At 55.9% G+C, this 13,566-nt stretch carries 13 protein-coding genes and 6 pseudogenes; 6 read left to right on the plus strand and 13 right to left on the minus strand.

From position 1 onward, the window contains the following. The 7 genes and pseudogenes from BSG09_RS20490 to BSG09_RS18870 all read right to left on the minus strand — a co-directional run. A pseudogene (locus BSG09_RS20490) lies at positions 1–177 on the minus strand (RNA-guided endonuclease TnpB family protein); the annotation flags it as partial. Positions 178–432: 255 nt separating this feature from the next. Then, the gene (locus BSG09_RS18845) at positions 433–861 is read right to left on the minus strand and encodes an NUDIX hydrolase (RefSeq protein WP_092935881.1); all 429 of its coding nucleotides are present in this window, start codon (positions 859–861) and stop codon (positions 433–435) included. A gap of 167 nt (positions 862–1,028) precedes the next feature. Beyond that, entirely contained in the window at positions 1,029–1,436 is a 408-nt protein-coding gene (locus tag BSG09_RS18850; protein ID WP_092935883.1) for a PIN domain-containing protein, read from the minus strand. Next, the gene (locus BSG09_RS18855; RefSeq protein ID WP_092935885.1) at positions 1,433–1,663 is read right to left on the minus strand and encodes an antitoxin VapB family protein; all 231 of its coding nucleotides are present in this window, start codon (positions 1,661–1,663) and stop codon (positions 1,433–1,435) included. The genes BSG09_RS18850 and BSG09_RS18855 overlap by 4 nt, the downstream gene beginning before the upstream one ends. Positions 1,664–1,928: 265 nt before the next feature. Then, a pseudogene (locus BSG09_RS21470) lies at positions 1,929–2,129 on the minus strand (RNA-guided endonuclease TnpB family protein); the annotation flags it as partial. Between the two features lie 44 nt (positions 2,130–2,173). After that, complete coding sequence (locus tag BSG09_RS20500) at positions 2,174–2,740, minus strand: hypothetical protein (RefSeq protein WP_139246286.1); 567 nt, start codon at positions 2,738–2,740, stop codon at positions 2,174–2,176. Next, the gene (locus tag BSG09_RS18870) at positions 2,733–2,891 is read right to left on the minus strand and encodes a DUF2080 family transposase-associated protein (protein ID WP_092935889.1); all 159 of its coding nucleotides are present in this window, start codon (positions 2,889–2,891) and stop codon (positions 2,733–2,735) included. The genes BSG09_RS20500 and BSG09_RS18870 overlap by 8 nt, the downstream gene beginning before the upstream one ends. A gap of 175 nt (positions 2,892–3,066) precedes the next feature. Between BSG09_RS18870 and BSG09_RS18875 the strand changes: the two genes are divergently transcribed. The 3 genes and pseudogenes from BSG09_RS18875 to BSG09_RS21475 all read left to right on the plus strand — a co-directional run bounded on the left by BSG09_RS18875 (position 3,067) and on the right by BSG09_RS21475 (position 5,241). Further along, complete coding sequence (locus BSG09_RS18875; protein WP_092935891.1) at positions 3,067–4,344, plus strand: RNA-guided endonuclease InsQ/TnpB family protein; 1,278 nt, start codon at positions 3,067–3,069, stop codon at positions 4,342–4,344. 7 nt (positions 4,345–4,351) lie between these two features. After that, a pseudogene (gene tnpA / locus BSG09_RS18880) lies at positions 4,352–4,560 on the plus strand (IS200/IS605 family transposase); the annotation flags it as partial. Positions 4,561–4,875: 315 nt separating this feature from the next. Then, positions 4,876–5,241, plus strand: coding sequence for a DUF6141 family protein (locus tag BSG09_RS21475; protein ID WP_254799212.1), 366 nt, complete (start codon positions 4,876–4,878; stop codon positions 5,239–5,241). Positions 5,242–5,440: 199 nt separating this feature from the next. On the opposite strand, the gene BSG09_RS18890 is transcribed toward BSG09_RS21475, so the two are convergent. From BSG09_RS18890 to BSG09_RS18900, 3 genes are all read right to left on the minus strand, one after another. Next, a complete protein-coding gene (locus tag BSG09_RS18890; RefSeq protein ID WP_092935895.1) occupies positions 5,441–6,358 on the minus strand; it encodes a hypothetical protein in 918 nt (305 codons plus the stop codon). Then, on the minus strand, positions 6,351–6,593 hold the full coding sequence (locus BSG09_RS18895; protein WP_092935897.1) for a hypothetical protein: 243 nt from the start codon (positions 6,591–6,593) through the stop codon (positions 6,351–6,353). Before BSG09_RS18895 ends, BSG09_RS18890 begins: the two co-directional genes overlap by 8 nt. A 106-nt stretch (positions 6,594–6,699) precedes the next feature. Further along, positions 6,700–7,068 (minus strand): hypothetical protein, encoded by a 369-nt coding sequence (locus tag BSG09_RS18900; protein WP_092935899.1) that lies wholly within the window; start codon positions 7,066–7,068, stop codon positions 6,700–6,702. Positions 7,069–7,242: 174 nt separating this feature from the next. Here BSG09_RS18900 and BSG09_RS18905 point away from each other — a divergent pair, with 174 nt between their 5' ends. After that, entirely contained in the window at positions 7,243–7,488 is a 246-nt protein-coding gene (locus BSG09_RS18905; RefSeq protein WP_139246287.1) for a helix-turn-helix domain-containing protein, read from the plus strand. Between the two features lie 576 nt (positions 7,489–8,064). Here BSG09_RS18905 and BSG09_RS18910 read toward each other — a convergent pair. Together BSG09_RS18910 and BSG09_RS18915 are read right to left on the minus strand one after the other, a co-directional pair. Further along, positions 8,065–8,673 (minus strand): hypothetical protein, encoded by a 609-nt coding sequence (locus BSG09_RS18910; protein ID WP_175542264.1) that lies wholly within the window; start codon positions 8,671–8,673, stop codon positions 8,065–8,067. Between the two features lie 438 nt (positions 8,674–9,111). Continuing rightward, positions 9,112–9,535, minus strand: a pseudogene (locus BSG09_RS18915) (metal-dependent hydrolase). A 1,257-nt stretch (positions 9,536–10,792) separates the two neighbouring features. On the opposite strand from BSG09_RS18915, the gene BSG09_RS18920 reads away from it, so the two are divergent. Both BSG09_RS18920 and glmS read left to right on the plus strand, forming a co-directional pair. Next, positions 10,793–11,980: a sugar phosphate nucleotidyltransferase gene (locus tag BSG09_RS18920; protein WP_092935906.1), complete on the plus strand. Its 1,188-nt coding sequence runs from the start codon at positions 10,793–10,795 to the stop codon at positions 11,978–11,980. Beyond that, positions 11,980–13,233: pseudogene (glmS, locus tag BSG09_RS18925) on the plus strand (glutamine--fructose-6-phosphate transaminase (isomerizing)); the annotation flags it as partial. The gene BSG09_RS18920 and the pseudogene glmS, both read left to right, overlap by 1 nt. Before the next feature lie 14 nt (positions 13,234–13,247). Here the strand turns inward: glmS and BSG09_RS18930 are convergent. Then, a pseudogene (locus BSG09_RS18930) lies at positions 13,248–13,566 on the minus strand (IS4 family transposase); the annotation flags it as partial.

Genomic DNA, 13,566 nt, shown 5'->3' on the forward strand with positions numbered 1-13,566 from the left:
CTCAGACTTCAGTTCGGCTTCATCGGGAATCTCACCGTCTTCATCCCACCGTTCTTGGATGTAGTAGCGACCGACGTTCCACAGTTTCGATGCTGCGAACCCGCACTCGTCGAGGTTGTCACGAATCTGCGTGTGATTCGTGATGCGTGCGACGTAGGTGCGGGTTGTCTCCAGCATCGTACTGTGTTCATAATCAGTTATGAAACAGAGGATCTTAGAGGCTATGTTTGACGTGGAATATCCGGCCCTGTCGGTATCGGTGGAACGGGTCACTGAGTGACGGCGCGTATCCACGGCCTGAAGGCCGTGGTATTGCGCCTGTTCCACCTATAATACTTCCGAATAGCCTATTTCGAAATAGCCTATTTTGAGATTGGCTAATTTGAAACTGGCTATAGAAGAGCAAACGCACTTGTCATTCTCGAAGCAGCACTAGATGCGGAGATGCACGTAGTCGTCGAGGGCGAGGGCGAACTCTCGAGTCGTGGGTAACTCGAGCCAGGAATAGGTGAATTCGGCGCCCTGTTCGTCCCCATCGCCAGTCACCACGTGCGTCCACGTGTCGCGGTCGACATCAACCTCTGCATGGAAGAAATGCCGGTGGTACCGTTTGGGAGGTGTGCGCCGGCGCGTCCAGACATCACTTGTCAGGTGTTCGATGTTCTGAAGTGTTGTGAGGCCGCTTTCTTCCCAGACTTCGCGCTCGAGTGCATCCCACGGCGATTCGCCAGGCTCGATCGTTCCTTTCGGGATCTGGAGTCCATCGTGCCCGGGTCCCTCGAACACGAGCAACTCGCGGCCATTCCGGATGAGATACGCACAGACCTTGGGGACATAGCCTCTATCGGAGCCCGCCGAGATCCATGCTCGCGAGGCGCAGGAACACGAGTTGGCGACGCTGCTCGCCGGCGTCCACGACGGCTCCCTCCCGCCGATAGTCTCGCTCTATAGGCCGCCGGGGACCGGCAAGATGCAGAAATCCATGGTGGGATTCCACACTCTGCAGGTGTGGAGGGAGTCAATCCTGATCACCGGTAGCTTTCGTGGGTGACTCCGGGGATATTCCCGAAGTGGCTATCGCCAGCAAGGACAGGTTCGTCACGCTGCAAAGCGGTTGCTGCGATTGCTGCGTCTCCTTTCCCGATACCAGGTCCTTCGCCCTCGTCCGCATCAGCCATCCGCTCACCGAGCAGCCGTCCAGCGCGACGAGAGATACTCGGGGTCATATCCACCACCGGGTAGGAGTCAAGCACGGCTTCTACCTTCTGGCGCTCTTCGAGGGTGTTTGCCACCTTCCCGACGCCGATATAAAGCTCCAGAACGGTCACCGAGGGAATCACCAGCGGAACGCTCTCGGTTTCGAGTTCCTGTGCTTTTTGGACGGCGGGTTCGACGTCGTCGATAACGTCCAGGACGAAGCTCGTATCAACGATCATTCGAAGCGCTCCGCGACCTCACGGACCTCATCACGGTCCGCCTGATCAGCAGCCTTGATCGCGTCCCGCATCTCGCTCACCTGGTCGTCGTCGAAAACATCGCGGAGATCGCGGAGTGACCGCCCACCGATGAGTCGGTCCACGGCATCGCTGAACGACTCGTCATCACGCTTGTTCGCTTTGATACGTTCGTACACGTCATCTTCGAGACGAATTTGATGCGACATCCTTGTTGACAGCGTTGACGCTCCATGAGAATCAATGTTCGGACGGTCCGAATCGACTGGAATCTCGAGGCGAGAGCAGTCGCCCATCTCGAGGGTGTACTGATCGTTATGTGAAAGACATCACTCACTGGCCGCATCCAGCACGTGCCGGAGGGCCGCCGCTCGGACCATCGGAACACGTTCTTGCACGGCATCGCGTCGCTTCGATTCGCCCGGATCCGATCCGACAATGAGAAGATCAGTCCGGCCGGATACGGAGGAGGTCATCGTAGTAGTTCTCCATCGCGCCGAGTGCCTTCGCAACGACGCGCTGAGTCGTGTTTTTCACGAGGTTGGCGTCGTCGGCTACACGGTCGGGAATCGTGTCCCAGTTCACGCCTTCTTTGGCGAGGCGAATGGTTTCGTTGTACACCGACCGTGCTTCGAGCGTGGCGTCGTACAGCAGTCCCTCGTTGTCACTTTGGATGTCGAGTTAGAAGTCCAGCGTCTTGACGAGAGCCTGTGGGCCAGTCATTTGATCCGAACGTCGATTAGAGTGCCCATCTCGTGAGTCGGGGAACTATACTGGATATGGAAATCCGACTCATAGGAGCGTTTGTGGCATTCTTCCGTCCTTTCGACGTTGACCGTGACTGTCGGAAGACTATCCCACGTCGGAAGGACTTCTTCCTCACGCCCATCTTCAATCGCCTGTTCGACTTCCTCCATCGGGATTTCAGGCTCTTCGTCCCACCACTCTCTCGAAGCGTTAATATCCACCATGCACCGCTCTGGCGGACCTTCTATCGGTTCCGTGTACACGACGGAAGGGTCGATTCCTACACGGTCGAGTTCCCCCATCTCAATTCCCGCAAAGCACATGAGAGTCATCCCCTCGTCCTCGACTGAAGCGTGTTGTATCGTCGCGTTTAACGTCGCCTTCGGAAGTGTATCGCTTTGGTACGACCGTCCATTATACTTCTCAGTCGGAGCACTAATCGGCTCATCAAACCGAAGGACTACATCACGTCCTTCAGCATTACAGAGAGTCCGAACTATTGAGGACGTTCTCGAAGAGTCATCAGCTGTACTACTCATCATTACCCTCCTCTGTGGGTTCTGAGGTTCGGACGACTTTCACGTCGGCTCCACGCCAGCGTTTGGGGACGGTGACGTGGGCGCTGTTCCCGAACGGTTTGACCTCACCGTCGAGAACTTCCTCGCCGTCAATTTCAAAGCGATTCGCCATACTTGTGTATATATTCTGGATATACTTAGCGGTGGCGTTGAGGGTGCCAAGCCCCCGCCCTCAAGGAGCGATCGGAGAGAGCGAGTAGGACGGGGATACGGCACCCGCACGAGTCTCACACATGCTCAAACCAGAATCTTTACCGTAGAATCTGTCGTATGTAGGGATACATCGGATGATATACAGTCCTCGCTTCCGATTGCTCCCAACCACCGAGCAACGCGAAGCGATGGACTGGACCCGGGACATCGTGCGCCAGACCTACAACCACGCACTCTGCGAGTTCAACAAAATCCCCAACGACGCAGGCACGCTCCGCCAGCGTGTCTGGAGCATCCGCGACACGCTGCCCACGATGAAAGACTGGTGGCCCGACCTGAAACAGGTCTACTCCACCGTCCTGCAGAAGGCTGTCGAGCGCATCCGAGACAACATCGAGAACCTCGGGAAGCTCAAAGCCAAGGGCTACAACGTAGGATCGTTGAACTGGAAAAAGCCCAGAGAGTACAGGAGTTTCACGTACCGCCAATCAGGCTTCGAACTCGACAAGAAGAGTGGCCCGAACGGACGCGGACTCCTCATCCTCACGAAACTCAAGGGCAAAACCCGCGAAATTCCGATTCGCCTCCATCGAGACCTCCCAGACCACGAGCAGATCAAAGAGGTGACTCTCAAGAAAGAGCCGACCGGCGCGTGGTACGTCTCGTTCTGCATCAAGACTGATACACCCGAGACACCCGCCGTCGAAGACATCCATCCCGATGACACCGTGGGTCTTGACCTCGGTGTGCTAAATTTTATCCACGATTCGGATGGGCGCTCGATCGGGCGGCTCGACCTGTCCGCTGACCGTGAGCGGCTCGAACGCGAGCAACGTTCGCTCTCTCGGAAAGAGTACGAATCACACAACTGGGAGAAGCAACGCCGCCGTGTCGCGGAAGTCCACGCCCGGATGTCGAACAAGAAGCGGGACTTCAAGCACAAGCTCGCGCATTTCTACACCACTGAGTACGACGCCGTCTTCGTCGAAGACCTCTCCGTGAAGGAGATGCTCGAATCACCGGAGAATGCACGGAACAAGGCCGAGGTCGGATGGCGCGACTTCAGTACCATCCTCGAACACCACGGCAAGAAGAACGGCTGTCACGTCGAGAAAGTCGAGGCGCGCGGAACAACCACGGAGTGTGCCTCGTGCGGGGTTTCGACGTGGAAACCCATCTGGAGACGCGAGCATTCGTGTCCGGCATGCGGGTTCGAACTGGACAGGGATTGGAACGCGTCGTTGAACGTGCTGTCGCGTGGTCTCAACACACTAGGAGTGGTTCACTCCGAATCGACGCCCGTGGAGACTGCGACCGCTGTGGACTCGGTTTCCGTGTCTGCAAGTCGTGTCGTTGAAACGGGAAGCCCCGCCCTCAAGGAGCCGCCGAAGGCGGCGAGTAGGACGGGGTAGTTCACTCCTCTCCGCTCACTCGAAGCACGCGCCGAGCGAAATCGTTCGGCTGATCAAGAGCATCACGGCACGGGAGATGTGGGAACAGCACGAACCGTACTTGGTGGAGTATCTGTGGGGCGGTGGGTTCTGGGAACAGTCGCATACGTCGGAGCGGCGGGACAGGTATCCAGCGAGACGATTGAACGGTATATCGAACGCACAGAACACGTTTGAGTGTCGGCTTCACCTCGGGGTCAAACCCCGAGGCATTCGCCTTGCTCATCTGTAGATGGGCCACCAGTCAACCGGCCCTCAAGTTAGAGACGTTGAACGCGAACGGCGATCACTCATTAATTGATCACTTTTCACTGTTCGTGCTGACTGCAGTGCACACCTCGAGCATGATAGTATCCGATCATCTAGTGCTCCCATTACCAAGTAGCAACAAGTCCCTACGATTCACGCATGGAGACCGACACAGCATTTCGTGAAGTACAGCGGTTTCGCCAGCGGTGGCTCTGGTCACTTCTTGGGGGTATTTCGCTACTCATGCTCGTATTAGGGCCGATCTCGTGGGGTGGACTCATCGTTATTGGTGCCACCGCCGCACTCCTCTACAGTCTTCGTCTCCAGACCGAGGTCAGAGCCGACGGTATCTATATCAAGATGTGGCCGCTTCACAGGTCTTTCCGTCGAATTACCTGGTCGGAGATCGAGCGATACGAACCCAGACAGTACAGGCCACTGCGTGAGTTCGGCGGTTGGGGAATTCGCTGGGCGCCCGGGAAGCTCGCATACAATGTCAGTGGCAACCGAGGCGTCTGGATCGAACGAACAAACGGGCGCGCAGTTCTGATCGGATCGAAACGTCCCGAGGACTTCGTCAGGGCGATCAAGGAAGTCTCCGAAAGCTGAAGGGGATACGGTCAAGGCATCTGTGGACAACTGTCGTCTCCGGTATCGATACTCGAGACCGTATTCGGAAGTGACCGCCGAGGACCGCTCGAGAGGCCTACCTACAGCTAACTAACCTCCTAACTAACCGCCTGCGTGATGTGTGGGTGGTGTGTGCTGAGAGGTTTCGTCTCTCTCGAGGGTGTGTTTTGCTCGGTGTCTATGGTTGGCCGTGGACGCCAGTTGTCTCCGGGGCCTGGTCTGGTTCGCTCGCGTTCGGTGTCTCACCCGGGATTTCTGCATCGGTGGGGAGTACGAGTCGGCGCTCAGTGTACTCGAGCCCGTTCTTTCGCTCAGTCCGTTTGCGAACCGCGACACGATGATTCGAGAGGTCGAGCACGGCGTCGATCGTCCGGGAGACGAGCTTCTTTGCATACGTCTCGCTCGTCCCGGGCTCCTGTCGGCGGATCCAGTGTTTCAGGTCGCTCGCTTTGACGTACGCTTTGATTCCCTTGCAGCCGGCCTCCCAGGGGTTGTCACCGACGCTCGAGTCAGTCCGTGCTTTCCACAGCTTTGCAGCCAACCGCGTTGGTAACGCATTCGCCGTCGAGCGAAGCATCTCTTCGTCCATGCGGGAGAGTTGCTGAATCGGAAGCAGGTCACCGTGGGCGAGTGCGACGCTCCCACTGCGGTCGAGTGGGTCGTCAGACTCGGGAAGTCGATAATAGCTGTGGCCGTCATCTTTGGTGATCCGCTCGAGGTGATCGCCGTCGATATCGATCTCGTGATGATCGACAGTCTCGGTGAGGAGGTGGGCACCTTTCTCGAGTTCGCGGGCTTGGAGTTCTTCGATCCGCTGTTTGTTCACTCCTGATCGCTTACGTGCGGCATCCGTAAGTGCGTCAAGCCGAGTGGTCTCCTGTTCGCAGTCATCGAGACGGTCGCGAAGGTGTTCGTTCGTCTCCTGGAGGGCTGCTTTCTCAGTTTCGAGGCCCTCGAGTTCGTCTTTGGTCTGTTCAAGGTCGTCCTCGAGGGTGTCGACGCGCTCGATGAGGTGTCTATTTTGCTCTTGGAGGTGCTCGATCGTTTCTGCGAGGATTTCAATGTCGACCTCACCGCATTCGGGGAGACTACTCATGGGTGTCGCCTCCGTTCAGATGAGGTTGAGCGTGAGATGGTGTGGTTTCGTTTCTGTCGTCACTGACGACCGAGAGTTCCTCGAGATACTCGATACCGACTTCTCGCCACTGAGACTCGCACAGTTCGAACTCGATACGAGCCCACGCGTACTCGCCCTCGAGTTGTGGTTCAAAGACGAACTTTCGCATCGGACCATGGACGGGCGTCCACCGAAGAGAGAATCCGTCTTTCATTGGTCTACCCCCACCTGCTCGCGAATTTCGCAGTAGGCGCGTTCGAGGTCACCTGGGGTGATTGGGTGCTCGAGTTCGAGTGTGATGGTGACTCGATGTTCGTTGGTCATCGCCGATCACCCTCGTGCATCTCGGCGAAGATTTTCTTGACATCGAGGTGGACCGGACGGTCTGTCCAGCCTCTGACCGACTCGACATACGCAACCCATCTGTCGCGGTCTTCGTCTTGCTCGAGTTTTTCTGTATGATCGAGTTCACCACGGACGCGAAACCAGTACACTCCTGCATTGGCGGGGAGAAATCGCTCAGCGCGGTCTGGCGTCACATAGACCGTGTTCGTGGCTTCATCGACGTGATGGTGAAAGCCCTCGCCGTCTTTCCCGAGGTAGCCGTAGTAGCTTCCCGATTGCTCGAGGACGATGTTGTCCTGCTGTCCATCCGAAATCGTTTCGTGTGTCGTAGTCGTAGCTGACATTGCCTTGCTCCAAGGCACAGGTCCGGTGCTGGAACACCGGGCCACAGACGTTCTGTAGCCAACTTGTGCCTCTACTCTACAGTGGTATCGTCGTTCGCATATAGTTTACTATCGTCAAATACGTGAGGCTGGACGATAGTAATTTTCTTGCTGCTGTGAAAACAACAATCATCTATGTCGATACGCAACCAGCAGTCAATGGGCTTCGACCGGAAGGAGATTGACGACAAGATCCTCGACGTCTTGACAGAGGGGAGAAACGTACCGTCAAACATCGCCGACGAGTTGGATGTTACGCGACAATATGTTCAGCAGCGATTACAACTACTCGAGGCTGCCGACTACGTCCAGAACATCGGTCGAGGTGTGTACGAACTGATCGAAGATCCTCGAGAGGAAGAGACGCACAACGAGGAATGAGGATAGGATCAGCTCGTGCTGAGCTTAATGAATACAGCGAATTTAGTAGCGTTTGAGGGTTGCTTGCGTCACCTCTGCAGCGGTCTGGATGTAGATGTATGAACAGTGTGGGCCTGGGGATTCACTTCGATACAAAAGTAAGAGTGCTACTGTAGCGAAGTCTCATTCCAAAAGTAGACATTGTTTTATTAGGTAATCATTCGATAGTTCAACCTACTTGTGCTACTATTTTCCGAGAATAAAGGGGAATACCCGATATTTAGGGGAGACAATCTTTCAAACATTCAATGCATAGTTATCCAATCTTGAGAAAGTGATAGAATCCTTTATGTGTGTCTGACGTTGGTATCATAAAGTGTGTTGAATGAAAGAACTGTTCAAATCACTGCTCTTCAGGACCTCGGAGTCAACAGTTATCCGTGAGTGTCGCCGGTGTGGCACCGAGGTCTCAGCGTCGGACACTCGCTGTCCTCAGTGCGAGGCCGACACGATTTCTGAGTACAAAATCAAGTGAGAGGCTTCGTCGACGCAGGTCAATATTGGTGTCCGACTCACGCGTGAGCGATCATGAGTTGGTCAATTGTTGGTTTCCACGTCGTGGTTGGACTCGGTACTGGCGACGGCTGTACAGAGACGCTGGCGCCACTCGATTTGGTCGTCGAGATCTGCTTGAATGGAGTCCAGCCGAGCATGGAGTTCATATATTTCCCGTCGAAACTCGTTAGCTAGGTTCTCCAGCGCGCAGTCTATCCGCGCAATCTCCGCGTCAACCTCGGTCGCTGATGGAGTGGTTGCTTCCAACTCTGTGACTCGAGCGTGCAGTTCGTCTCGTTCATCAGCTCCCGACTGAAGTTCCTCACGGAGGTCGTCCATGTCCGCCCGCAGGTTCTCGAGGAGCTGTTGTGCCGTCCCTTCCTCGTCAAGGAATTCTTCGAGCGAGTCGATATATGCCGCAAAGGTGTCCATCTGCGATTGGACGTGGTCCAGTCGCACCGCGACGCTGTTGGTCGACTGCTTCTGATCAAGTTGATCACGGAGCGCCGTCACATCCTCAGTGTTCGTCACGTCGAGATCGAACTTCTCTGGATCAATTTTCCAGTACACGACGGTATCGATACAGGCGTGGTTGAGTGCATCGACGATCGTCTCTGGACTGATCCGCGTTTCAAGTAACAGCTCTATCACCAGATCAGATGAGGTGATCTCCCCTATTTTTGGCTTAGTCCTCCAAATCTCGAGTGCATCATCGATCTCGGCGAGGATTCTCTTCCGGCGATTCAGTTGCCGATATTCATCATCTCGATCGAACTGGATGCGAAAGAGACACAATTGAGCATCCGACCTGATTGCTCGAGATGTTTCTGCAAGAAACTCTTCTATCGTTCTGTGAATCTCTGTCTTCGACTCCCCCGATGTTTCACTGGTGACCAGTGGTCCCTCGTCGTTTTCCATCTCGCTTTCTTGCCAAAGCACATGATAATCTCATTAATATAAATTGTTGTCAAATTCTCCGAGTCGCAACTAATTTCTTCGACATTGAGTGCTAATCAAATAATTTCCATAAAATTGTACTTGTTATTACCTATTTGGGTAGGGCTTTGTATATGAGGCCGTATTTATCTGCTATGCTGTTTTGCTGACGGTCTGCTCGAGTCTACGGCGCACAGCATCGAGCCCGGGTGTACCGTCGCGGTACCAGACGACGAGTGCGACGAGGACCAGTCCGAGCTGGACTCCCTCATACCAACCCATCGAGTACCGTAGGAAGCCGTCGAGAATGCTGCCGGGTGAGTGGTATGCTGGCGGCTCGAGGACAGGCCAGAATAGCAGCCCGATCAACGCGATGGGCGAGCAAGGCGACAGTTGGGAGGAGGAACGCAGCGAAGAACACTGAATGAGCGAATGTTCGCCCACCGGGGAGAACTCCGAACGACCACGCGAGCGGCTTATCGATCAGGTCTGGAAACTGCGAGCCAATTGCGAGGACGACGACCGGTAGTGCGCGTGGTCTGTGACCGTCGCGGTGAGTGTAGATCGTGTACAACAGGTACGCGACGGCGAGGTGTCCTCAGGGCCACATCGCCTCGGGTTTTTAGGGGAAGTTCCAAAGGTGTGTCGTTTACAAGCGGTACGAGGCGAATGCCACGGGGCTTGACCCCGTGGATGAAGCCGACACAAAGTGAACCAACCAATTAAATCGAAACACCACGAACAAAGTGGTGTGACGGCACAATCCGCGTCTGGCTTAGTCGGCGAAAACAAGCCGGGTCAGACGCTTCACCGTGACCTCCGAGTAGGAGTGGGCGCCTCCGAATACACGCCTGCGGAGACTGCGTTCCCTGTGAATTCCCTCGTGGAATCTGCAAAGCGCGTTTGTCGAGGGAATCTCGACAGGCTGTCAGACGGAGTCTGACAACGTCGTAGAAACAGGAAGCCTCGGGGCTTGACCCCGAGGCACTTCACAGGAGGATACGGTTTGTGCAGGTCCACCGGAGATTGACGACGAACACGGCTTAGATTGGTAGGCAGTGTCTCACACAATTGGTCACGACGGTGCTCGTACCGCTGACTCGTGTGCTTAGGGTGTACCTCGAGAGTGGGAAAAGAAGCGTGTCGTTGGTATTGGGACCAGTAGTCATATGTTTTGATAGTATCAACTGGCCACCACTGTTATTACGTCATGATTTTAAGATCTTGGTGGCGAGGGAAGGGATCTGTCGGAGAACCGGCACTGATCCACTCTGAGTCGATGCCCTTGCCATTTCGAGATCGGCCCACCCTCACCAATGTCAATAGCCAAACTGACCCGATCTCGATCCTTCCCGTGGATCTCACTGGAAGGGGGCTCAACGTCGGCCTCCCGGCTGACGTTTCTGATGCGACCATTTATTGCTGAGAGGTGGGTTTCGGCCTACTGCTCGAGTCTTCTCTTGCAATCGCCTCTATAACGCGAATCCGAAGGCGGAACTCGAGCTGATCGAGTGCTACGTAGACAGAAGTGCTCACGTCAAGAGGTTCGCTCCTCGAGATTACTCTATGATGTAATCGGTCGACGTCATCTGACCTCCCGCTGACTGGCTTGGCTGTGCGACTGGATCCGACAGAAGACGTGGTGTCCGGAGATGGAACAGGTCGAGCTGCTGCTTGGCGATCGAAGGCGAGTCGTCATCGCCGATGCGGTAGAGAAGACAATCTTGTCACCGCTGCGTAGCTTGGTTCCTTAAGAACTATTCAAATCTATGTTTATTCTCTTTATACATGTAATACGGCAGTAATAAGTGGGTTGTACTCTCTGGATATTTGTATGGAGTCGATCTCGGCTGTCGTCCTCGCAGGTGGGGAGGGCATGCGGCTGCGGCCATTAACCCAGAATCGCCCTAAACCGATGCTACCAGCTGCAACGACGCCGATCCTTGAACACGTATTTGATCAGTTACTCGATGCCGGCGTGACGAACATTACTGTCGTTGTCGGCTACAAACGCAACCGCGTTCAGGCCCACTTTGGATCGACGTACAAGAACGTACCGCTCACATACGTCACACAGGAGCAACAACTCGGCAGCGGCCACGCATTGCTTGCCGCCGAAGCTGAAGTTGACGGGCCGCTGCTAGTTGTGAATGGCGACCAGCTGGTCGAGAGCCGGATCATCAGCGACGTCCTTGAGGCACACGCCAACGCTGATGCAGCGGCGACGCTTGGGCTGCTCAACCGTGCGGATGTCGATGAGTACGGCGGTGTAATTCTCGAGGGCGGAACGGTCACGGAGATAATCGAGAACCCGCAGGACGACCGCTCATATCGCTTCAATGCCGGTGTCTATGCGTTCGAGACACAGATTTTCGATGCAATTCGTGCTGCCGAACCGCGAGCCGGTGAACAGTCGCTCATCGACGGTATTTGCGAACTTATTGAATCTGATTCTGAGGTCCGAGGTATTGTTTCGGAAGGCTTCTGGGTTGACGCGACGTATCCGTGGGACCTGCTTGATGTCTCGTTCGATCTGTTTGAAGCTGGCTTGATCGATGGTAGTCAAAGGGACCGTAGTAACTCGTCGACAACAGTCCATGAGTCAGCCGTAATTCGCGAGCCCGTTGTGATCGCACCCGACTGTGAGATTGGGGCAGGAGCTGTCGTCGGACCATATGTCTGTCTCGGCGAAAACACGACAGTCGGTTCGAACGCGGTCGTCGAACAGAGCGTTATCGATGCAGATACACGCATCGGTGCTGGGGCTACCGTGGTCGACTGTGTTACTGGTGTCGGCGTGACGATCGGTAACGGGACGACTATTCCCGGTGGGCCAGGGGATGTCCGCGTCGGGAACCGTGTCTTCGAGGATGAAGACCTCGGCGCGCTGTTGGCTGACCGCGTAGAGGATCAAGGTGGGTGTGCGTATGTTCCGGGTGCGATTGTTGGGTCGGACACGGTTGTCGAAGCTGGTACAACCGTCCGTGGCACCCTCTCAGAGGGAATGGAGGTGCGGTCCTAATGTGTGGCATTATCGGCTATACTGGGACTGACGGTGCCGTCGGTGACGTGTTGCTGACCGGCCTGTCGGGTCTCGAGTATCGTGGCTATGACTCTGCCGGTGTCGCGGTTTCCGACTCATCGCTATCGATCCACAAGCGACAGGGAGAGGTTTCAGAACTCGAGGAAGCCCTTCCTGCCAATGGGATTGATGGTGTGGCTGGAATCGGACATACACGTTGGAGTACGCACGGGCCACCGACAGATACGAACGCACACCCGCACACGGACTGTACTGGTGATGTGGCGGTCGTCCATAACGGGATTATCGAGAACTACCAGCAGCTACGGTCGGATCTCGAAACTGGCGGCCACGAGTTCATAAGCGACACGGACACCGAGGTCATCCCGCACCTGATCGAAACAGCACTCGAGACCGGTGCTAGCCGTGAAGAGGCATTCCGGGAAGCAGTCCATCAGCTCGAGGGCAGCTACGCTGTTGCGGCAGTGTTCCCTGGTAGCGAGACCGTGTATGCGGCGCGAAACGAGTCGCCGCTCGTACTCGGGATTGGCGACAATGGTCACTATTTGGCAAGCGACGTGCCTGCGTTCATCGAGTACACCGATCGCGTGGTGTACCTTGAGGACGGTCAGTTCGCGCGTATCAACCCGTCGGGAATCGTTGTCACTGACGAGCAGGGGGCCGTGGTTGAGACGGCCGTTGAGCGGATCGAGTGGGATCCCGAGGACGCGGGGAAAAGTGGCTACGACCACTACATGCTCAAGGAGATCCACGAACAACCGCAGGCGATCCGCAAGTGTCTGCGTGGGCGCGTCTCCGAACTGGAGGGTGAAGTGACGGTCGACGAGTTAGCGAACCTTGATCTTCAGGGTCCAGTGCAGTTCGTCGCCTGCGGGACCTCGTATCACGCTGCGCTATACGGTGCGCGGATGCTGCGCGAGCACGGGATTCAGGCTCAGTGTTTCCTCGCCAGCGAGTACGATGTGGATATGATCCCGATGACTGAGAAAACGGTCGTTATCGGAGTTACCCAGAGCGGCGAGACGGCAGACACGATGAGTGCGCTCCGGGCTGCAAATCGCACTGGGGCGGCGACGCTGGCGCTGACCAATACGGTTGGGAGTTCGGCCGCACGGGAGTGCGATCACGTAATGTACATCCGCGCCGGGCCGGAGATCGGTGTGGCGGCGACGAAGACCTTCGCCAGTCAGCAGGTCGCGCTGGCGATGCTGGCAAGTGTGCTGTCGGGTGAGTCATGCGTCTTTAGCTAAGCCTCACCCCTCGGTTGTGTAGCGGTTGCGAGCGTCTCCTGTAGTATCGGTCGTTGGTCGTGGATTTTCTGTGCATCTTCGATAAGACGCTCCAACAGCGGTGGTGGCGAGTAGCCGAGGAAGTCACCCAGATCGTCGAGGATGAGCTGGGCGTGCGACCGGAAGGTCGCCGCCCAGCGCCCTGGTGGAAACACAGCGTCGTCATCGGCGCACTCTGTCACCAGTGCCAGCAACTCACGGCTTACTAACAGCGACAACAGCGCCGCATACACCAGAATCTTCACGATGTGCTCTTTCGTTGTATCGAACTCATCC

Source organism: Natrinema hispanicum (genome assembly GCF_900111485.1).
GTDB lineage: Archaea > Halobacteriota > Halobacteria > Halobacteriales > Natrialbaceae > Natrinema > Natrinema hispanicum_A.